Genomic DNA, 14891 nt, shown 5'->3' on the forward strand with positions numbered 1-14891 from the left:
TCTGAAAAGGTTGGCTAGCTTGCCATGCTTGCTCCGACAGATGAATATCGCAGGCCGATAAAGTCCGTTTACCGCTTTGGAATGTGCGCATGCCTGATACTTTCGACCCCGATCATTTACGCGCGAGCCTCAAGCCATTGGCCGAGTGGCAGCCGTTATCGGATGAGGCGAAGGCTTATCAGCGCTTCTACAAGACCGACTTCGCCGAGCGCGATGTCTGGCGCGGCATGGGTCGTTTCGAAGTCGATGGCTACGAGCTGGTCAGCCATTGCTGGTGGCCGGAGAAGGTCAAGGCGACGTTGTTTCTGCTGCACGGTTACTACGATCACATCGGCCTGTACCGGCATGTGATCGAGTGGGCGCTGGATCAGGATTTCGCCGTGATTGCCTGCGACTTGCCGGGCCATGGTCTGTCGAGCGGGCCACGGGCGAGCATTCGTGATTTCTCTGAATACCAGGATGTGTTGCAGGCGCTGTTTGCTGAAGCGAACTCGATCGCGCTGCCGCAGCCTTGGCATTTGTGCGGGCAAAGCACCGGTGGCGCGATTGTCGTCGATCATCTGCTCAACCATGGTGAGAACAGCCCGGCGCAGGGGCAAGTGATTTTGCTGGCGCCGTTGGTGCGGCCGAGGGCGTGGGGCTGGTCGCAGTTGAGTTATTACCTGCTGCGGCCGTTTGTACGCGGGGTCGCGCGACGCTTCAGCGAGAATTCCAACGATCCGGATTTCCTGCCGTTTCTGCAGGCCGATCCGTTACAGCCAAGGCGCCTGCCGACCAAATGGGTGGGCGCGCTGTCGCGCTGGATCATCCGCGTCGAGCACGCGAAAAAAAGTCCGCGACGGCCGTTGATCATTCAGGGGCAGGCGGACATGACTGTCGACTGGCAGCACAATCTGCAGGTGTTGAAATGGAAGTTCGACCGGCCGCAGATTCTGCTGCTGGCCGAGGCACGGCATCACCTGGCCAATGAAACGGCGGAGATGCGTGAGGAGTATTTCGAATTCTTGAGCAAGCGGATCAGGGGGCGGAATCTCTAGTGCCTGGGAGGGCCTCTTCGCGAGCAGGCTCGCTCCCACAGGGGAATGCGTTACAACTGTGGGAGCGAGCCTGCTCGCGAATGCGATCTTTCAGGTAACGAACATCACTGGCCGACCGCCAACCCCGCCCGAATCGCCGCCAGTGCCGCCTGATAATAAGCCTTGCCCTCGGTCGACTCGGCAAACGTCGCAAACTCTTCCAGCTCTTCATCCGACAAGTCGCGATAGACGTAGAGCAACGTGTTGTTCAGATCGGCGCCGATCTGATCCATCAGCCGCTGGCGCTGACCGTTCAACATGCCCTGTGCCTGTCCACCGCCGAGCAATCCCGGGATCATCGAACTCAAGCTGTCCGCCGCTACGCCGGCAATCGCCAGACTGACCTCGGCGCCAGCCTCACGGGCCGGCAAGGCTTGCGCCAAGTGGCCGATGATCAGCAAGCGACTGTCGCTGGCCTGCATCTTCGGCAGACCCTGGGCGTTTTTTGCCAATTGATCGCGGCGGGTCGCCAGCAGTTCGGCGGCGACGATTTTCTTGCCCAGCGGTGACTGGAAGAAGGTCAGCGCCGGTTTAGGGTCGGCGAGTTTCTGCCGCAGTTGCGCTTCGGCACGCTCATCCATGGCCTGCGCGGCAAAGCGTTGATTGCTGTTGTTGACCAGCGCCTGAAATACCGCAGGCGGCAGGCTGTTCTGATAGCGCTGCTGGGCGGCGCTCAGGGCATCATTGAAATGCGCGCGTTGTTCTGGCCAGCCGGCGACCTTGTACAACTGATCAAAGCCGTCCGCCCAGGCGGGCAATACGCAGAACATCAACAGTGAAAAAAGCAAACGGCGCATAGGGACTCCTGTCAGCAGCGGACTATTGTCCGTGCGGTGCCGGTACTTGTCGAGAATTCGTAGCAAGGCGCTGCGTGGCTCTGTCGGATTTGTTGCCATCGGCATACTATGCGCGCCATGCCGATATCCTCTGAACACCCGCTGCTGTTACGCATTGTCGACGACCTGGCCGAACACGGCTGGTCGCAGCAGAACATCTTCCTGCCCGCCGATCTGACCCGGGCGCTGGCGGCCGAGTGCCGTAAACGTGAAGCCGAAGGTGAGCTGGCGCCGGCGGCGGTCGGACGCGGGCCGTTTTCGGAGATTCGCGAGGGTATTCGCGGCGATCACATCCAGTGGATCGACCCGGGTCAGGCCGACGCCACTGACCGCTATCTGAGCCTGATGGACAGTCTGCGCGAGGCACTTAATCGTGGCTTGTTTCTGGGGCTTGAGGATTTCGAATGCCATTTCGCCCTGTACCCGCCCGGCGCGTTTTACCTCAAGCACGTTGATCGCTTTCGCGATGATGACCGGCGCATGGTCTCGGCCGTCATCTACCTCAACGAGGCCTGGTTGCCGGAGGACGGTGGCCAGTTGCGCATGTACCTGGGTGATGAGCGCGTGCATGACGTACAGCCGACCGGCGGCTGTCTGGTGGTGTTTCTCTCCGGCGAAGTGCCCCACGAAGTGATGCCGGCCCATCGCGAGCGGCTGTCGCTGACCGGCTGGTTCCGTCGGCGTGGCAACGAGCCGTTCTGAACATGGAAAAGATCCTGGTCAGTCGCTGCCTGCTGGGCCATCGCGTGCGCTATGACGGTGGCGCGAGCGGGCCGTTTGATCTGCTTGAGCAATGGATCGAAGAAGGGCGCGTAGTGCCGTTGTGTCCGGAGGTGGCCGGTGGATTGCCGACGCCGCGGGCGGCGGCTGAGATTCCTGGCGGGCAGGGCGGTGAGGTGCTGGATGGCACTGCTGCTGTAATCACTACCGATGGCGAGGATGTCAGCGCGCAGTTTCTCGAGGGGGCGCGGCAAGCGCTGGAACTAGTGCAAAAGCACGGCATTCGGGTGGCGGTGCTCAAGGCCAACAGTCCGTCTTGCGGGAGCCTGCTGACGTATGACGGCACGTTCAGCGGGGTCAAGGTCAATGGCGAAGGGGTGACGGCGGCGTTGCTCAAGCGTCATGGGGTTCGGGTTTTCAGTGAGCTTGAGCTGGCTGAGGCGGCGGTGACTCTGGCGGCTTTGGACTGATCCGCCATTGTTGCCCTCACCCCAGCCCTCTCCCGGGGGGAGAGGGGGCCGACCGAGGTGTCTGGCGCTGTCCATCGACCTGAAAGACCTTGGCGACCAGGGATTCGACAAAGCCATGATCAGTCGATTTCGGATTCGGTATAGCAATCCCAAGTCGGCGTACCTCAAAAGCATCCCCGGATCAGTTCCCTCTCCCTCCGGGAGAGGGTTAGGGTGAGGGTGAGGGGCTCTTACGGTTTCAACCACTTCTCGGACAGCGCCGCCAACCGCCCATCCGCCTTGATCCGTTCCAGCGCGCTCTTGAGGCTGGCCTGAAACGCCGGATTACCCTTCTGAAACGGTATCGCCAATTCTACCGGCGCCGCCGCTTTCGGCTTCTCTTCGGTCAATGCCTGCACCAGCACCATCGGCCGCGGCGTCTCGTCCTTCTTCGCCAACAACTGCCCATCAACCTCGCCGTACGGCTCGCTGAAGTCGAAACGATCCTTGAGTTCGGGTGTCAGTGCTATGTGGTTGAGCGCGACGTCGTACTTGCCGCTTTCAACGCCCTGGAGCAGGTCGCCCTCGTCGGTGACGATGAAGTCGGCGCGTACATCCAGTTCGTTGGCGATCAGTTGCCCAAGCTCGACCTCGAACCCCGTGAGGGTGTCGCCCTCCTTGTAATTGAAGGGCGGTGTATTAGCCTCAAGGGCTATGCGCAGCTCGCCACGGTCGTTGACGTCATCAATCAGTTCGGCGTGAGCCAGCGGGCTCAGAAGGGGTAGCAGGCAGATCAGGCCAGGCAGCAGGCGCATGGTCACTCCTTTGAAATCATTATCGCGACGCTCTGATTCAGGCTCGCTTTGCTATGGTTGTCGAGTGCCTTCGACAACGAATGGTCATGAAGTTGTCATGACCGTGCGGATTTTACGGAAAAACTGGAGAAGAAAATGAAAAGCTTTTTGTCACGTGCAGCGTTGGCCGGTGTGCTGATGGGTGTTTCGGTGCTGGCCAGTGCGGCGACACCGGCGCCGAAGGATGCTGAAGTGTTCATCGTTTCTCCCGAGGACGGCGCTACCGTCTCGCAGGAATTCAAGGTCAAGTTCGGCGTCAAGAACATCGCGCTGGCCCCGGCGGGTGACACCACCAAGAACACCGGCCACCATCACCTGCTGATCGACGTCGACGACCTGCCGGCCGAAGGCGCGCCGATCCCGACTGACGCCCATCACATGCATTTCGGCAAGGCGCAGACCGAAGCCACGATCAAACTGGCCCCGGGCAAACACACCTTGCAACTGATCCTCGGCGACAGCGGCCACATGCCGTTCGACCCATCGATCGTTTCGGAAAAAATCACGGTCAACGTGAAATAAAAAAAGGGAGCCCTTCGGGGCTCCCTTTTTTTATTCAGCTTCAAGTGGCTAGCTGCAAGCGGCAAGTAAAGGCAAAAGCGCTTTTCACTTGCCGCTTGTGGCTTGAAGCTCGCAGCTGCTGTTAGAACAGCACCCGGCTACGGATAGTACCGTTGACGTGTTGCAGCTTCTCTTGCGCCAGCTCCGAGTATTCGGCGTCGACGTCGATTACCACGTAGCCAACCTTCTCGTTGGTCTGCAGGAACTGACCGGAGATGTTGATGCCGTTTTCGGCGAAGACCTTGTTGATCTCGCTCATCACACCCGGGATGTTCTCGTGGATGTGCAGCAGGCGGTGCTTGCCAGGGTGAGCCGGCAGGGCCACTTCCGGGAAGTTGACCGACGACACCGAAGTACCGTTGTCGCTGTACTTGACCAGTTTTTCTGCCACTTCCAGACCGATGTTGGCTTGCGCTTCGGCGGTCGAGCCACCGATGTGCGGGGTCAGGATCACGTTGTCGAGGCCACGCAGCGGGCTTTCGAACTCTTCGTCGTTGGAGCGTGGTTCCACCGGGAACACGTCGATGGCCGCGCCGATCAGGTGCTTGTCCTTGATCGCGTCCGCCAGGGCGTCGAGTTCGACCACGGTGCCGCGTGCGGCGTTGATCAGAATGCCGCCCTTCTTGATGGCACGGATTTCCTTCTCGCCGATCATCCACTGGGTGGCCGCAGTTTCCGGGACGTGCAGGGTCACGATGTCGGACATGCCCAGCAGCTCGTGCAGGTTGTTGACCTGTGTGGCGTTGCCCAGCGGCAGCTTGGTCACGGTGTCATAGAAGAACACCTGCATGCCCAGGCCTTCAGCCAGCACCGACAGCTGCGTGCCGATCGAGCCGTAGCCGACGATGCCCAGCTTCTTGCCACGGATCTCGAACGAGTTGGCGGCGGACTTGATCCAGCCGCCACGGTGGCAGGATGCATTCTTCTCAGGGATGCCGCGCAGCAGCAGGATCGCTTCGGCCAGTACTAGCTCGGCTACGGAACGGGTGTTGGAGTACGGCGCGTTGAACACGGCAATACCGCGCTCGCGGGCCGCACTGAGGTCAACCTGGTTGGTGCCGATGCAGAAACAGCCGACCGCGACCAGTTTCTTCGCGTGATCGAAGATCTCTTCGGTCAGTTGCGTGCGCGAGCGGATGCCGATGAAGTGAGCGTCAGCGATCTTTTCCTTGAGCTGGGCTTCCGGCAAGGAACCAGTCAGGTATTCGATGCTGGTGTAGCCCGCCGCCTTGAGGACGTCGACAGCCGATTGGTGGACGCCTTCGAGAAGAAGGAACTTGATCTTGCTCTTATCGAGAGAAGTCTTGCTCATCTGCGTAAACCTGTATCCCGGAGAAAAATGGCAGGGAGGGAGCAGCCTGGAGCTGACCCGCACGGCAACAAAGCCGTCACCGCGGATCTGGCCTTGGGCACTGTCCTGCGGGGTCGGTATGCTAGCATAGCCACCCCGCTAAACACTCATTCCTGCGACGTGAAGCGTTCTCAGGATGACCATGAATTGTTCGAGAGTTCTGTCGATGACCAATCCTGCGCTGATTGATGAACTGAAGACCCTGGTTGAGCCTGGCAAAGTCCTCACCGACGCCGACTCCCTGAACACTTACGGCAAGGATTGGACCAAGCATTTCGCGCCGGCACCGAGCGCCATCGTGTTTCCCAAGACCATCGAGCAAGTGCAGGCCGTGGTGCGTTGGGCCAACACCCACAAGGTCGCACTGGTCCCGTCCGGCGGGCGCACCGGGTTGTCCGCCGCTGCGGTGGCGGCCAAGGGCGAAGTGGTGGTTTCGTTCGATTACATGAACCAGATTCTCGACGTCAACCTCACCGACCGCACCGCCGTGTGCCAGCCGGGTGTGGTCACTGAGCATCTGCAGAACGTCGCCGAGGAAAACGGCCTGTACTATCCGGTCGACTTCGCCTCGGCGGGTTCCAGCCAGATTGGCGGCAATATCGGCACCAATGCCGGCGGGATCAAAGTGATTCGCTACGGCATGACCCGCAACTGGGTGGCCGGCATGAAAGTCGTCACCGGCAAGGGCGACGTGCTCGAGCTGAACAAGGACCTGATCAAGAACGCTACCGGTTACGACCTGCGTCAGCTATTCATCGGCGCCGAAGGCACCCTCGGTTTCGTTGTCGAAGCGACCATGCGCCTCGATCGCGCGCCGAAAAACCTCACCGCCATGGTCCTCGGCACCGCCGATTTCGATTCGATCATGCCGGTGCTGCATGCCTTCCAGGGCAAACTTGACCTGACCGCGTTCGAATTCTTCTCCGACAAGGCCCTTGCCAAGATCATGGGCCGTGGTGACGTGCCGGCGCCGTTCGAGACCCAGTGCCCGTTCTACGCCCTGCTGGAATTCGAAGCGACCACCGAAGAAGTGGCCAACAGCGCGCTGGAGACCTTCGAGCACTGCGTAGAACAGGGCTGGGTGCTCGACGGCGTGATGAGCCAGAGCGAAACCCAGCTGCACAATCTGTGGAAGCTGCGCGAGTACATCTCCGAAACCATTTCCCACTGGACGCCGTACAAGAACGACATCTCGGTTACCGTCTCGAAAGTGCCGGCGTTCCTGCGCGAAATCGACGCGATCGTTGGCGAGCACTACCCGGATTTCGAAATCGTCTGGTTCGGCCATATCGGCGACGGCAACCTGCACCTGAACATCCTCAAGCCGGAAAACCTGAGCAAGGACGAGTTCTTCGCCAAGTGCGCCACAGTCAACAAGTGGGTGTTCGAAACCGTCGAGAAGTACAACGGCTCGATCTCGGCCGAGCACGGCGTCGGTATGACCAAGCGTGATTACCTGACCTACAGCCGTTCGCCGGCCGAGATCGAGTACATGAAAGCGGTCAAGGCAGTGTTCGACCCGAACGGCATCATGAACCCGGGCAAGATTTTCCCGGTTTGATCGGTAATCTCTGTTGAATCAATAAAGGCAGGAGTCGGTAAATGAGCTATCAGCACCAGTACGTCGACGGCACGCGCATCCACTTCCCGATCGGGAAAGTCGTGTGCATTGGCCGCAATTACGCCGAGCACGCCAAGGAACTGGACAACCCGGTGCCGACCGAGCCGCTGCTGTTCATCAAGCCGGGCAGTTGCGTGGTGCCGCTGGAAGGCGGGTTCAGCATTCCGACCGAGCGCGGTTCGGTGCACTACGAAGCGGAAATCGCCGTGTTGATCGGCAAGCCGTTGTCAACCAAGCCGAGCCGTGAAGAAGTCCTTGATGCGATCTCCGGTTTCGCCCCGGCGCTGGACCTGACCCTGCGCGACAAGCAGGCCGAACTGAAAGCCAAGGGCCTGCCGTGGGAAATCGCCAAATCGTTCGATGGTGCAGCGGTGATCGCGCCGTTCGTGGTCGGCAGCACCTTCGCTGACCTGACCGACATCGGCATCCGCCTGACCATCAACGGCGAAGTGCGCCAGGACGGCAACAGCAGCGCGATGCTCAACCCGATCGTGCCGATGATCCAGCACATGGCCGGCTGCTTCTCGTTGCAGGCCGGCGACGTGATCCTCACCGGCACCCCAGTGGGCGTCGGCCCGCTGAACGTCGGCGACGAAATCGTCCTCGAACTGCCGGGGGCGAGCCGCTTCAGCAGCAGCGTGCGCTAACCGCAGAACCCCTTTTGGGGGGTGAGCTTTTTGGTGAGGGGATTTAGCGAAACGTCGCACCGCCCCGTTGGCGCGCGAAGCGGGCCCCTCTTGATCTTAAAGAGGGGCCTGCTGCGCAGTCCAACGGGGATGAATCCCCTCGCCACAAGGGCCATTCCATATCTGTAATGTGTTGCTGCTGGCAAATGCACACGCCAATCCCGCCATTTCCCGTTTTTTTCACATCCTCTCTGGATAATTTCCGCGATTCTGACGTCTCAGCCGGCCTCTTTGTGCTATTACCCTTGGCCTGAATTTTCGGAACGCGTCCTTTGATGTCATCTCAAACTCAGCAAAAAACTACCCATCGTTCCCGCTTCGCTCTGCGCTGGTATGTCTGGCTGTTGCTGGTCATCGCGGCAGCCTATGGACTGGCGTTCGCCATGCACTGGGATGATCGCGGTGTGCTGTGGGTGCTGGAGCGCTTCGAGAGCAAGGCCGAGCAGAAGGAGAGTGTCTGGCTGCCGGATTATCAGGTGGTGATCGATGCCAAGCCGCTGCCGGGCATGGAAAAGGACGAAGCTTCGGATCTGGCCTATAACCCGCAGACCAAGACCCTGTTCGCGGTCATGGGCAAAAATCCGTTCCTGGCTGAGCTGACGTTGCAAGGCGACGTGCTGCGCAAGATGCCGCTGGTGGGCTGGAGCAATCCGGAAGGCCTGACGGTCATGGAAAACGGCCTGCTGGCGATTGTCGATGAACGTCAACACACGCTGTCGATCGTCAAGGTCGAAGCCGGTACCCGTGAGCTGAACATTGCCGACTTCCCGAAATACGACCTTGGGCCGTCGAAAGATCAGAACAAAGCTTTCGAAGCCATCACCTGGGATCCGCGCAACGAGCAACTTGTGCTGGGTGAAGAGCGCCCGCCGGCGCTGTTCACCTGGAAAAGCGACGGCAGCCAGACCCTGATCGGCGACAAGCAGAAGCTGGCCAGTGATGAGCTCGATATTCGCAACCTGTCGGCGCTGGCCGTCGATCCGCGCACTGGCCATCTGCTGGTGTTGTCCGCCGATTCGCACCTTTTGCTGGAACTGGACGAGAGGGGCGAGCAAGTCAGCTTCATGACGTTGCTTGGGAATTTCAATGGTCTGAAAGACACCATTCCCCGCGCCGAAGGCATGACCATGGACGAGGACGGCACGTTGTACATGGTCAGCGAACCGAACCTGTTCTACCGCTTCGAAAAACACCGGTAATTTTCCCTACGACAATCGCGGAATTGTGCGGTTGTCGTGGCAGGCAAGTGGCCATTAAGCTTCAGTTCAGACAGGCGTGATATTTCATCCGCCTGCCTTGAACCCGAGCCTGCCTGAATGCGTCGACTTGCCCGTCCCAAACCGCTGGTTATCCTTTTTTTGATGATTGCCCTGATCGCGTTGCTCGCGATCGGCCAATACCTGCGCCTGTTCGAGCGCGCCTGGTTCAACCTGCACACGCTGTGGCAACCGGTGAGCAGCGAGGCGATCGGCCTGGATCAATATCGGGTGGCCATCGAAGCGCGACCGATCGACGGGCTCGACGATGACGTCTCGGCGCTGACCTACGATCCGGTGCGCAAAAGCCTGTTCACCGTGACCAACAAGAATTCCGAACTGATCGAACTGTCGCTGGAAGGCAAGATTTTGCGGCGCATTGCCTTGGTCGGGTTCGGCGATCCGGAAGCGGTCGAGTACATCAGCGCCGACACTTACGTGATCACCGACGAGCGCCAGCAACGCCTGATCAAGATCCACCTTGAAGCCGACACCACTTTTCTCGATGCCGAAGATGCCGAGCAAATGACCTTGGGCGTGCACATGGCCAGCAACAAGGGTTTCGAGGGGCTGGCTTACGACTCGGTGGGCAAGCGGCTGTTCGTGGCCAAAGAACGCGACCCGATGCTGATCTACGAAGTCCACGGTTTTCCGCACTTCAAACCGGACAAGACCTACGCGGTGCACGTGATCAACAACCCCAAGCGCGATGCCGGGATGTTCGTGCGTGATCTGTCGAGTCTGCAGTACGACGAACGCAGCGGGCACTTGCTGGCACTGTCGGACGAGTCGCGGTTGATTATCGAGCTGGATGTCGACGGGCGCCCCTTGAGCACCATGTCGATCAGCGGCGGGCGTCAGGGTTTGCAGAAAACCGTGCCGCAGGCGGAGGGAATTGCGATGGATGATGACGGCACGTTGTACCTGGTGAGCGAGCCGAATCTGTTTTACGTCTTCAAGAAGCCCACACAAAACTGACCAACACCACAAAACACTGTGGGAGCGAGCCTGCTCGCGAATGCGGTTGGCCAGTCAATGAAGATGTTGGCTGAACAGGCGCATTCGCGAGCAGGCTCGCTCCCACAGGTTTATTTGTCTGGCCACGATTCGGGCAGTCTGTTACTCAGCCTTCAGGGTTTTCACGCCTTCACTGGTGCCCAGCAACAACAGATCCGCCGGGCGCGCGGCGAACAGGCCGTTGGTGACCACGCCGACGATGGCGTTGATCTGCGCTTCCAGCTCCACCGGGTTGGTGATCTGCAGGTTGAACACATCGAGGATGATGTTGCCGTTGTCGGTCAACACGCCTTCGCGGTACACCGGGTCGCCACCGAGTTTGACCAGTTGGCGGGCTACGTGGCTGCGGGCCATCGGGATTACTTCCACCGGCAGCGGGAACTCGCCGAGCACCGGCACCAGTTTGCTGGCGTCGGCGATGCAGATGAAGGTCTTGGCCACGGCGGCGACAATCTTCTCGCGGGTCAGGGCTGCGCCGCCGCCCTTGATCAGGTTCAGGTGCGCATCGCTTTCATCGGCGCCGTCGACGTAGAACTCCAGATCGCTGACGGTATTCAGCTCATACACCGGAATCCCATGGCCCTTGAGGCGCGCGGCGGTGGCTTCGGAGCTGGCAACGGCGCCATCGAACGCGCCCTTGTGCTGGGCCAGTGCATCGATGAAGCAGTTGGCGGTGGAGCCGGTGCCGACGCCGACGATGCTCTTGTCGTCGAGTTTCGGCAGGATGAAGTCGACAGCGGCCTGGGCCACGGCCTGTTTGAGTTGATCCTGGGTCATGCGGGCTCCGGAAGCAGGCAAGGGTTGGGCAGAAAGGCCGGCATTATAGGCCTCGCGGTGGTAGAGGGGGAAACAAGCTGTGGCGAGGGGATTTATCCCCGTTCGGCGACGCAGTCGTCGTAAGATCTTGGAACGCGGTGTAACTGAAAAAATGCAGGGGAGCGCTTCGCACTCCAGCGGGGATAAATCCCCTCGCCACAACGGTGCTCACTCAAGAATGGGTTTCCAGACCCTAAAACCACCTGTTTAGTGTGGTCGCCTCGGCAAAAGGCGGGTTAGACTCGCTGGTCCCGCCCAATCGCCAGTGATGCTTTCCGATGCTCGAACAGTACGTCAAAAAGATCCTCACCTCGCGCGTTTATGACGTTGCCGTAGAAACCCCGCTGCAGAACGCCCGCCAGCTCTCCGAGCGGCTGGGCAACGACATCTGGCTCAAGCGTGAAGACTTGCAGCCGGTGTTCTCGTTCAAGATTCGCGGCGCCTACAACAAGCTGACCCAGCTCAGCGACGAAGAGCGCGCTCGTGGCGTGGTCACCGCGTCGGCGGGCAATCATGCGCAGGGTCTGGCGCTGGCGGCGAAAGTGTTGGGCGTCAAAGCCACCATCGTCATGCCCAAGACCACCCCGGAAATCAAGGTCGAAGGCGTGCGCTCGCGCGGCGGCAAAGTGGTGCTGCACGGCGACTCGTTCCCGGAAGCGCTGGCCTACTCGCTAAAACTGGTCGATGAAAAAGGCTACGTCTACATCCACCCGTACGACGATCCGCACACCATCGCCGGGCAGGGCACCGTGGCGATGGAAATCCTGCGTCAGCACCCGCAGCCGCTGGATGCGATTTTCGTCCCGGTCGGCGGTGGCGGCCTGATCGCCGGTATCGCGGCCTACGTGAAATACCTGCGTCCGGACATCAAGGTGATTGGCGTCGAACCGGACGATTCCAACTGCCTGCAAGCCGCGATGGCAGCGGGCGAGCGCGTGGTTCTGCCGACCGTAGGTATCTTCGCCGACGGCGTGGCGGTGGCGCAGATCGGCCAGTACACCTTTGAGATCTGCAAGGATTACGTCGATGAAGTGATTACTGTCAGCACCGACGAGATCTGCGCGGCGATCAAGGATATCTACGACGATACCCGCTCGATCACCGAGCCTGCCGGCGCGCTGGGCGTGGCCGGGATCAAGAAGTATGTTGAGCAGCGTGGCGCCAGCGGCCAGACTTTCGTCGCCATCGACTCCGGCGCCAACGTCAATTTTGACCGCCTGCGCCACGTCGCCGAACGCGCCGAACTGGGCGAAGGTCGCGAGGCGATCATCGCCGTGACCATCCCGGAAAAGGCCGGCAGCTTCAAGGCGTTCTGCGAAGCCATCGGCAAGCGCCAGATCACTGAATTCAATTACCGCTACAACACCGGCAGCGAAGCGCACATCTTTGTTGGCGTGCAGACTCACCCGGACAACGATCCGCGCAGCGCCTTGCTGGCGAGCCTGACAGAACAGGGGTTTCCGGTGCTCGACCTGACCGACAACGAGCTGGCCAAGCTGCACATCCGCCACATGGTAGGTGGCCGCGCCGCGCAGGTGGTCGATGAAGTGGTGCTGCGTTTCGAATTCCCGGAGCGTCCGGGAGCCTTGTTCAACTTCCTCAACAAGCTCGGCGGGCGCTGGAATATCTCGATGTTCCACTACCGCAACCACGGCGCAGCGGACGGCCGCGTGGTCGCCGGCCTGCAAGTGCCCCATGACGAGCGTCATCTGGTGCCGGCGGCACTGGCGGAAATCGGCTACCCGTATTGGGATGAAAGCGACAACCCGGCCTATCAGCTGTTTCTTGGCTGAGCGGCTACGCTGATGGGCATGGATCTACGGAAGAGAACGACATGGAAACCCTGACCACCCTGAAAGTCCTTCACGTCGCGGCGACCGTGGTCATCCTCGCGAGCGGGCTGGGGCTCGCCGCCCTGACCTGGCGAAATCGCAGCGAAGGCCCGGCCAGTACGATGCGCCGTCCGTGGCTGTTCATCTGGTGTCTGATGCTGATCGGCATGCTCAGCATGCCTTTCACCGGCTGGTGGCTGGTGCATCTGGTTGGCTGGCCATTGGGCCAATTGTGGATTCTGGGGTCCAGCGTGATCTATGCCGTGGCCACGTTCAGTGCGGTCTGGCTGCTGGTCCGGCTGGATCGGCTGTGGACAAGCGGGGTGGGCAACCGCACATTCAATCTGGCCCTGGCGATTGTCAGCGGCGTCGGGTTTGTCGCCATAGCGGCGTTGATGGGGGCCAAGCCGGTTTAAGGCTTGAGACCGAGTCGATCCCATTCGCGAGCAAGCTCGCTCCCACAGGAGATTTGTGAATGACACAGATCCAATGTGGGAGCGAGCCTGCTCGCGAAGGCGATATCAGTCGCGCAACGAAATCACCGGCCAGCCACGCTTCTCGGCCTCGGCCCGCAGATTCGGATCCGGGTCTACCGCCACCGGATTCGCCACCTGCTCCAGCAGCGGCAGATCATTCATCGAATCGCTATAGAAATAGCTGTCCTCAAGCGAATGCCCGGTCTCTTCCAGCCAGCGATTGAGGCGCGTGACCTTGCCTTCACGGAAACACGGAATGTCGGTGCTGCGCCCGCTGTAGCGGCCGTCGATCATTTCGCATTCGGTGGCAATCAGGGTTTCCACGCCCAGGCGCACGGCGATCGGTGCCGTCACGAAACGGTTGGTGGCGGTGATGATCACCAGTTTGTCGCCAGCGTCGCGGTGCTTTTTCAGCAGCTCCAGTGCCTTGGGCAGCACGATCGGCTCGATGCAGTCGCGCATGTAATCGCTGTGCCAGGCGTCGAGTACGGCCATTTCGGTGCGGCCGAGAATTTCCAGGCAGAAGTTCAGGTAGGCGGCGTTGTCCAGCTTGCCGGCCAGGTAATCCTGATAGAACTCGTCGTTGCGCGCCTTGTAGGCGATCGGGTCGAGGAAGCCGCGCTCGCACAGATAATCGCCCCAAGCGTGATCGCTGTCGCCGCCCAGAAGGGTGTTGTCCAAATCGAATAAAGCCAGGCGCATTGCAGTTACCCGCTGAAAAGTCAGTAAAAAGGCGACAAGAATACGGTCTTTTCACAAGAGTGCACATAAGGTAGGAACCTTCGTTGCCGCCTCATCAAGCTTTGTGGAACAATGCGGCGACATGCGTTTGCGAGGTTGTTGCCGTGATCGACCCCGATGGTTTCCGCCCCAATGTCGGGATCATTCTGACGAATGACGCCGGCCAGGTGCTATGGGCTCGCCGTATCAATCAGGACGCCTGGCAGTTTCCGCAAGGGGGGATCAACCCCGAGGAGACGCCGGAAGACGCCTTGTACCGCGAGCTGAACGAAGAAGTTGGCCTGGAACGTGAAGATGTTGAAATACTGGCCTGTACCCGAGGCTGGTTGCGCTATCGTTTGCCGCAACGCCTGGTGCGTACCCACAGCCAACCGCTGTGCATCGGCCAGAAACAGAAATGGTTTCTCCTGCGCCTGATCTCCAACGAGCAGCGGGTGCGGATGGATCTGACCGGTAAACCGGAGTTCGATGGCTGGCGCTGGGTCAGCTATTGGTATCCGTTGGGCCAGGTGGTGACATTCAAGCGCGAGGTTTATCGACGCGCTCTCAAAGAGCTTGCCCCGCGCCTTTTAGCGCGCGACTGACGACGGAGTTCGACC

General features: G+C 60.2%; 16 protein-coding genes. 11 read left to right on the forward strand and 5 right to left on the reverse strand.

The window, feature by feature from the left end:
• Nucleotides 1-89 precede the first annotated feature (89 nt).
• Nucleotides 90-1037, forward strand: coding sequence for a phospholipase BipL (bipL, locus tag AC0IXA_RS15025; protein ID WP_024014713.1), 948 nt, complete (start codon nucleotides 90-92; stop codon nucleotides 1035-1037).
• Between the two features lie 104 nt (nucleotides 1038-1141).
• On the opposite strand, the gene AC0IXA_RS15030 is transcribed toward bipL, so the two are convergent.
• Nucleotides 1142-1873: a DUF2059 domain-containing protein gene (locus tag AC0IXA_RS15030; protein ID WP_471813718.1), complete on the reverse strand. Its 732-nt coding sequence runs from the start codon at nucleotides 1871-1873 to the stop codon at nucleotides 1142-1144.
• A 108-nt stretch (nucleotides 1874-1981) separates the two neighbouring features.
• Between AC0IXA_RS15030 and AC0IXA_RS15035 the strand changes: the two genes are divergently transcribed.
• Entirely contained in the window at nucleotides 1982-2614 is a 633-nt protein-coding gene (locus AC0IXA_RS15035; protein ID WP_137214345.1) for a 2OG-Fe(II) oxygenase, read from the forward strand.
• A 2-nt stretch (nucleotides 2615-2616) separates the two neighbouring features.
• Entirely contained in the window at nucleotides 2617-3102 is a 486-nt protein-coding gene (locus AC0IXA_RS15040; RefSeq protein ID WP_471813720.1) for a 2-thiouracil desulfurase family protein, read from the forward strand.
• 230 nt (nucleotides 3103-3332) lie between these two features.
• On the opposite strand, the gene AC0IXA_RS15045 is transcribed toward AC0IXA_RS15040, so the two are convergent.
• Nucleotides 3333-3896, reverse strand: coding sequence for a transporter substrate-binding domain-containing protein (locus tag AC0IXA_RS15045; protein WP_024014709.1), 564 nt, complete (start codon nucleotides 3894-3896; stop codon nucleotides 3333-3335).
• A 135-nt stretch (nucleotides 3897-4031) separates the two neighbouring features.
• Between AC0IXA_RS15045 and AC0IXA_RS15050 the strand changes: the two genes are divergently transcribed.
• On the forward strand, nucleotides 4032-4457 hold the full coding sequence (locus tag AC0IXA_RS15050; protein WP_024014708.1) for a DUF4399 domain-containing protein: 426 nt from the start codon (nucleotides 4032-4034) through the stop codon (nucleotides 4455-4457).
• A 121-nt stretch (nucleotides 4458-4578) separates the two neighbouring features.
• Here AC0IXA_RS15050 and serA read toward each other — a convergent pair whose 3' ends face one another.
• A complete protein-coding gene (serA, locus tag AC0IXA_RS15055) occupies nucleotides 4579-5808 on the reverse strand; it encodes a phosphoglycerate dehydrogenase (RefSeq protein WP_024014707.1) in 1230 nt (409 codons plus the stop codon).
• A gap of 205 nt (nucleotides 5809-6013) precedes the next feature.
• Between serA and AC0IXA_RS15060 the strand changes: the two genes are divergently transcribed.
• From AC0IXA_RS15060 to AC0IXA_RS15075, 4 genes are all read left to right on the forward strand, one after another.
• Complete coding sequence (locus tag AC0IXA_RS15060) at nucleotides 6014-7408, forward strand: FAD-binding oxidoreductase (protein WP_341638127.1); 1395 nt, start codon at nucleotides 6014-6016, stop codon at nucleotides 7406-7408.
• Between the two features lie 41 nt (nucleotides 7409-7449).
• A complete protein-coding gene (locus AC0IXA_RS15065; protein WP_122705637.1) occupies nucleotides 7450-8115 on the forward strand; it encodes a fumarylacetoacetate hydrolase family protein in 666 nt (221 codons plus the stop codon).
• A 314-nt stretch (nucleotides 8116-8429) separates the two neighbouring features.
• The gene (locus AC0IXA_RS15070) at nucleotides 8430-9353 is read left to right on the forward strand and encodes an SdiA-regulated domain-containing protein (RefSeq protein WP_471813722.1); all 924 of its coding nucleotides are present in this window, start codon (nucleotides 8430-8432) and stop codon (nucleotides 9351-9353) included.
• A gap of 117 nt (nucleotides 9354-9470) precedes the next feature.
• Nucleotides 9471-10388, forward strand: a complete 918-nt coding sequence (locus tag AC0IXA_RS15075) for an SdiA-regulated domain-containing protein (protein WP_123441766.1) — start codon at nucleotides 9471-9473, stop codon at nucleotides 10386-10388.
• Between the two features lie 141 nt (nucleotides 10389-10529).
• Here AC0IXA_RS15075 and rpiA read toward each other — a convergent pair whose 3' ends face one another.
• Entirely contained in the window at nucleotides 10530-11204 is a 675-nt protein-coding gene (rpiA, locus tag AC0IXA_RS15080; RefSeq protein ID WP_007913886.1) for a ribose-5-phosphate isomerase RpiA, read from the reverse strand.
• Between the two features lie 317 nt (nucleotides 11205-11521).
• Here rpiA and ilvA point away from each other — a divergent pair, with 317 nt between their 5' ends.
• Both ilvA and AC0IXA_RS15090 read left to right on the forward strand, forming a co-directional pair.
• The gene (ilvA, locus tag AC0IXA_RS15085) at nucleotides 11522-13036 is read left to right on the forward strand and encodes a threonine ammonia-lyase, biosynthetic (RefSeq protein WP_471813724.1); all 1515 of its coding nucleotides are present in this window, start codon (nucleotides 11522-11524) and stop codon (nucleotides 13034-13036) included.
• Between the two features lie 41 nt (nucleotides 13037-13077).
• Nucleotides 13078-13491 carry a DUF2269 family protein gene (locus tag AC0IXA_RS15090; protein ID WP_056786263.1) on the forward strand — a complete coding sequence of 138 codons (414 nt, stop codon included), beginning with the start codon at nucleotides 13078-13080 and terminating at the stop codon, nucleotides 13489-13491.
• Nucleotides 13492-13596: 105 nt separating this feature from the next.
• On the opposite strand, the gene AC0IXA_RS15095 is transcribed toward AC0IXA_RS15090, so the two are convergent.
• Nucleotides 13597-14253: a histidinol-phosphatase gene (locus AC0IXA_RS15095; RefSeq protein WP_130900345.1), complete on the reverse strand. Its 657-nt coding sequence runs from the start codon at nucleotides 14251-14253 to the stop codon at nucleotides 13597-13599.
• 143 nt (nucleotides 14254-14396) lie between these two features.
• On the opposite strand from AC0IXA_RS15095, the gene AC0IXA_RS15100 reads away from it, so the two are divergent.
• Nucleotides 14397-14876 (forward strand): RNA pyrophosphohydrolase, encoded by a 480-nt coding sequence (locus tag AC0IXA_RS15100; protein ID WP_003229203.1) that lies wholly within the window; start codon nucleotides 14397-14399, stop codon nucleotides 14874-14876.
• Nucleotides 14877-14891: the final 15 nt, after the last annotated feature.

The sequence above is a fragment of the Pseudomonas sp. AC083 genome, from assembly GCF_979253165.1.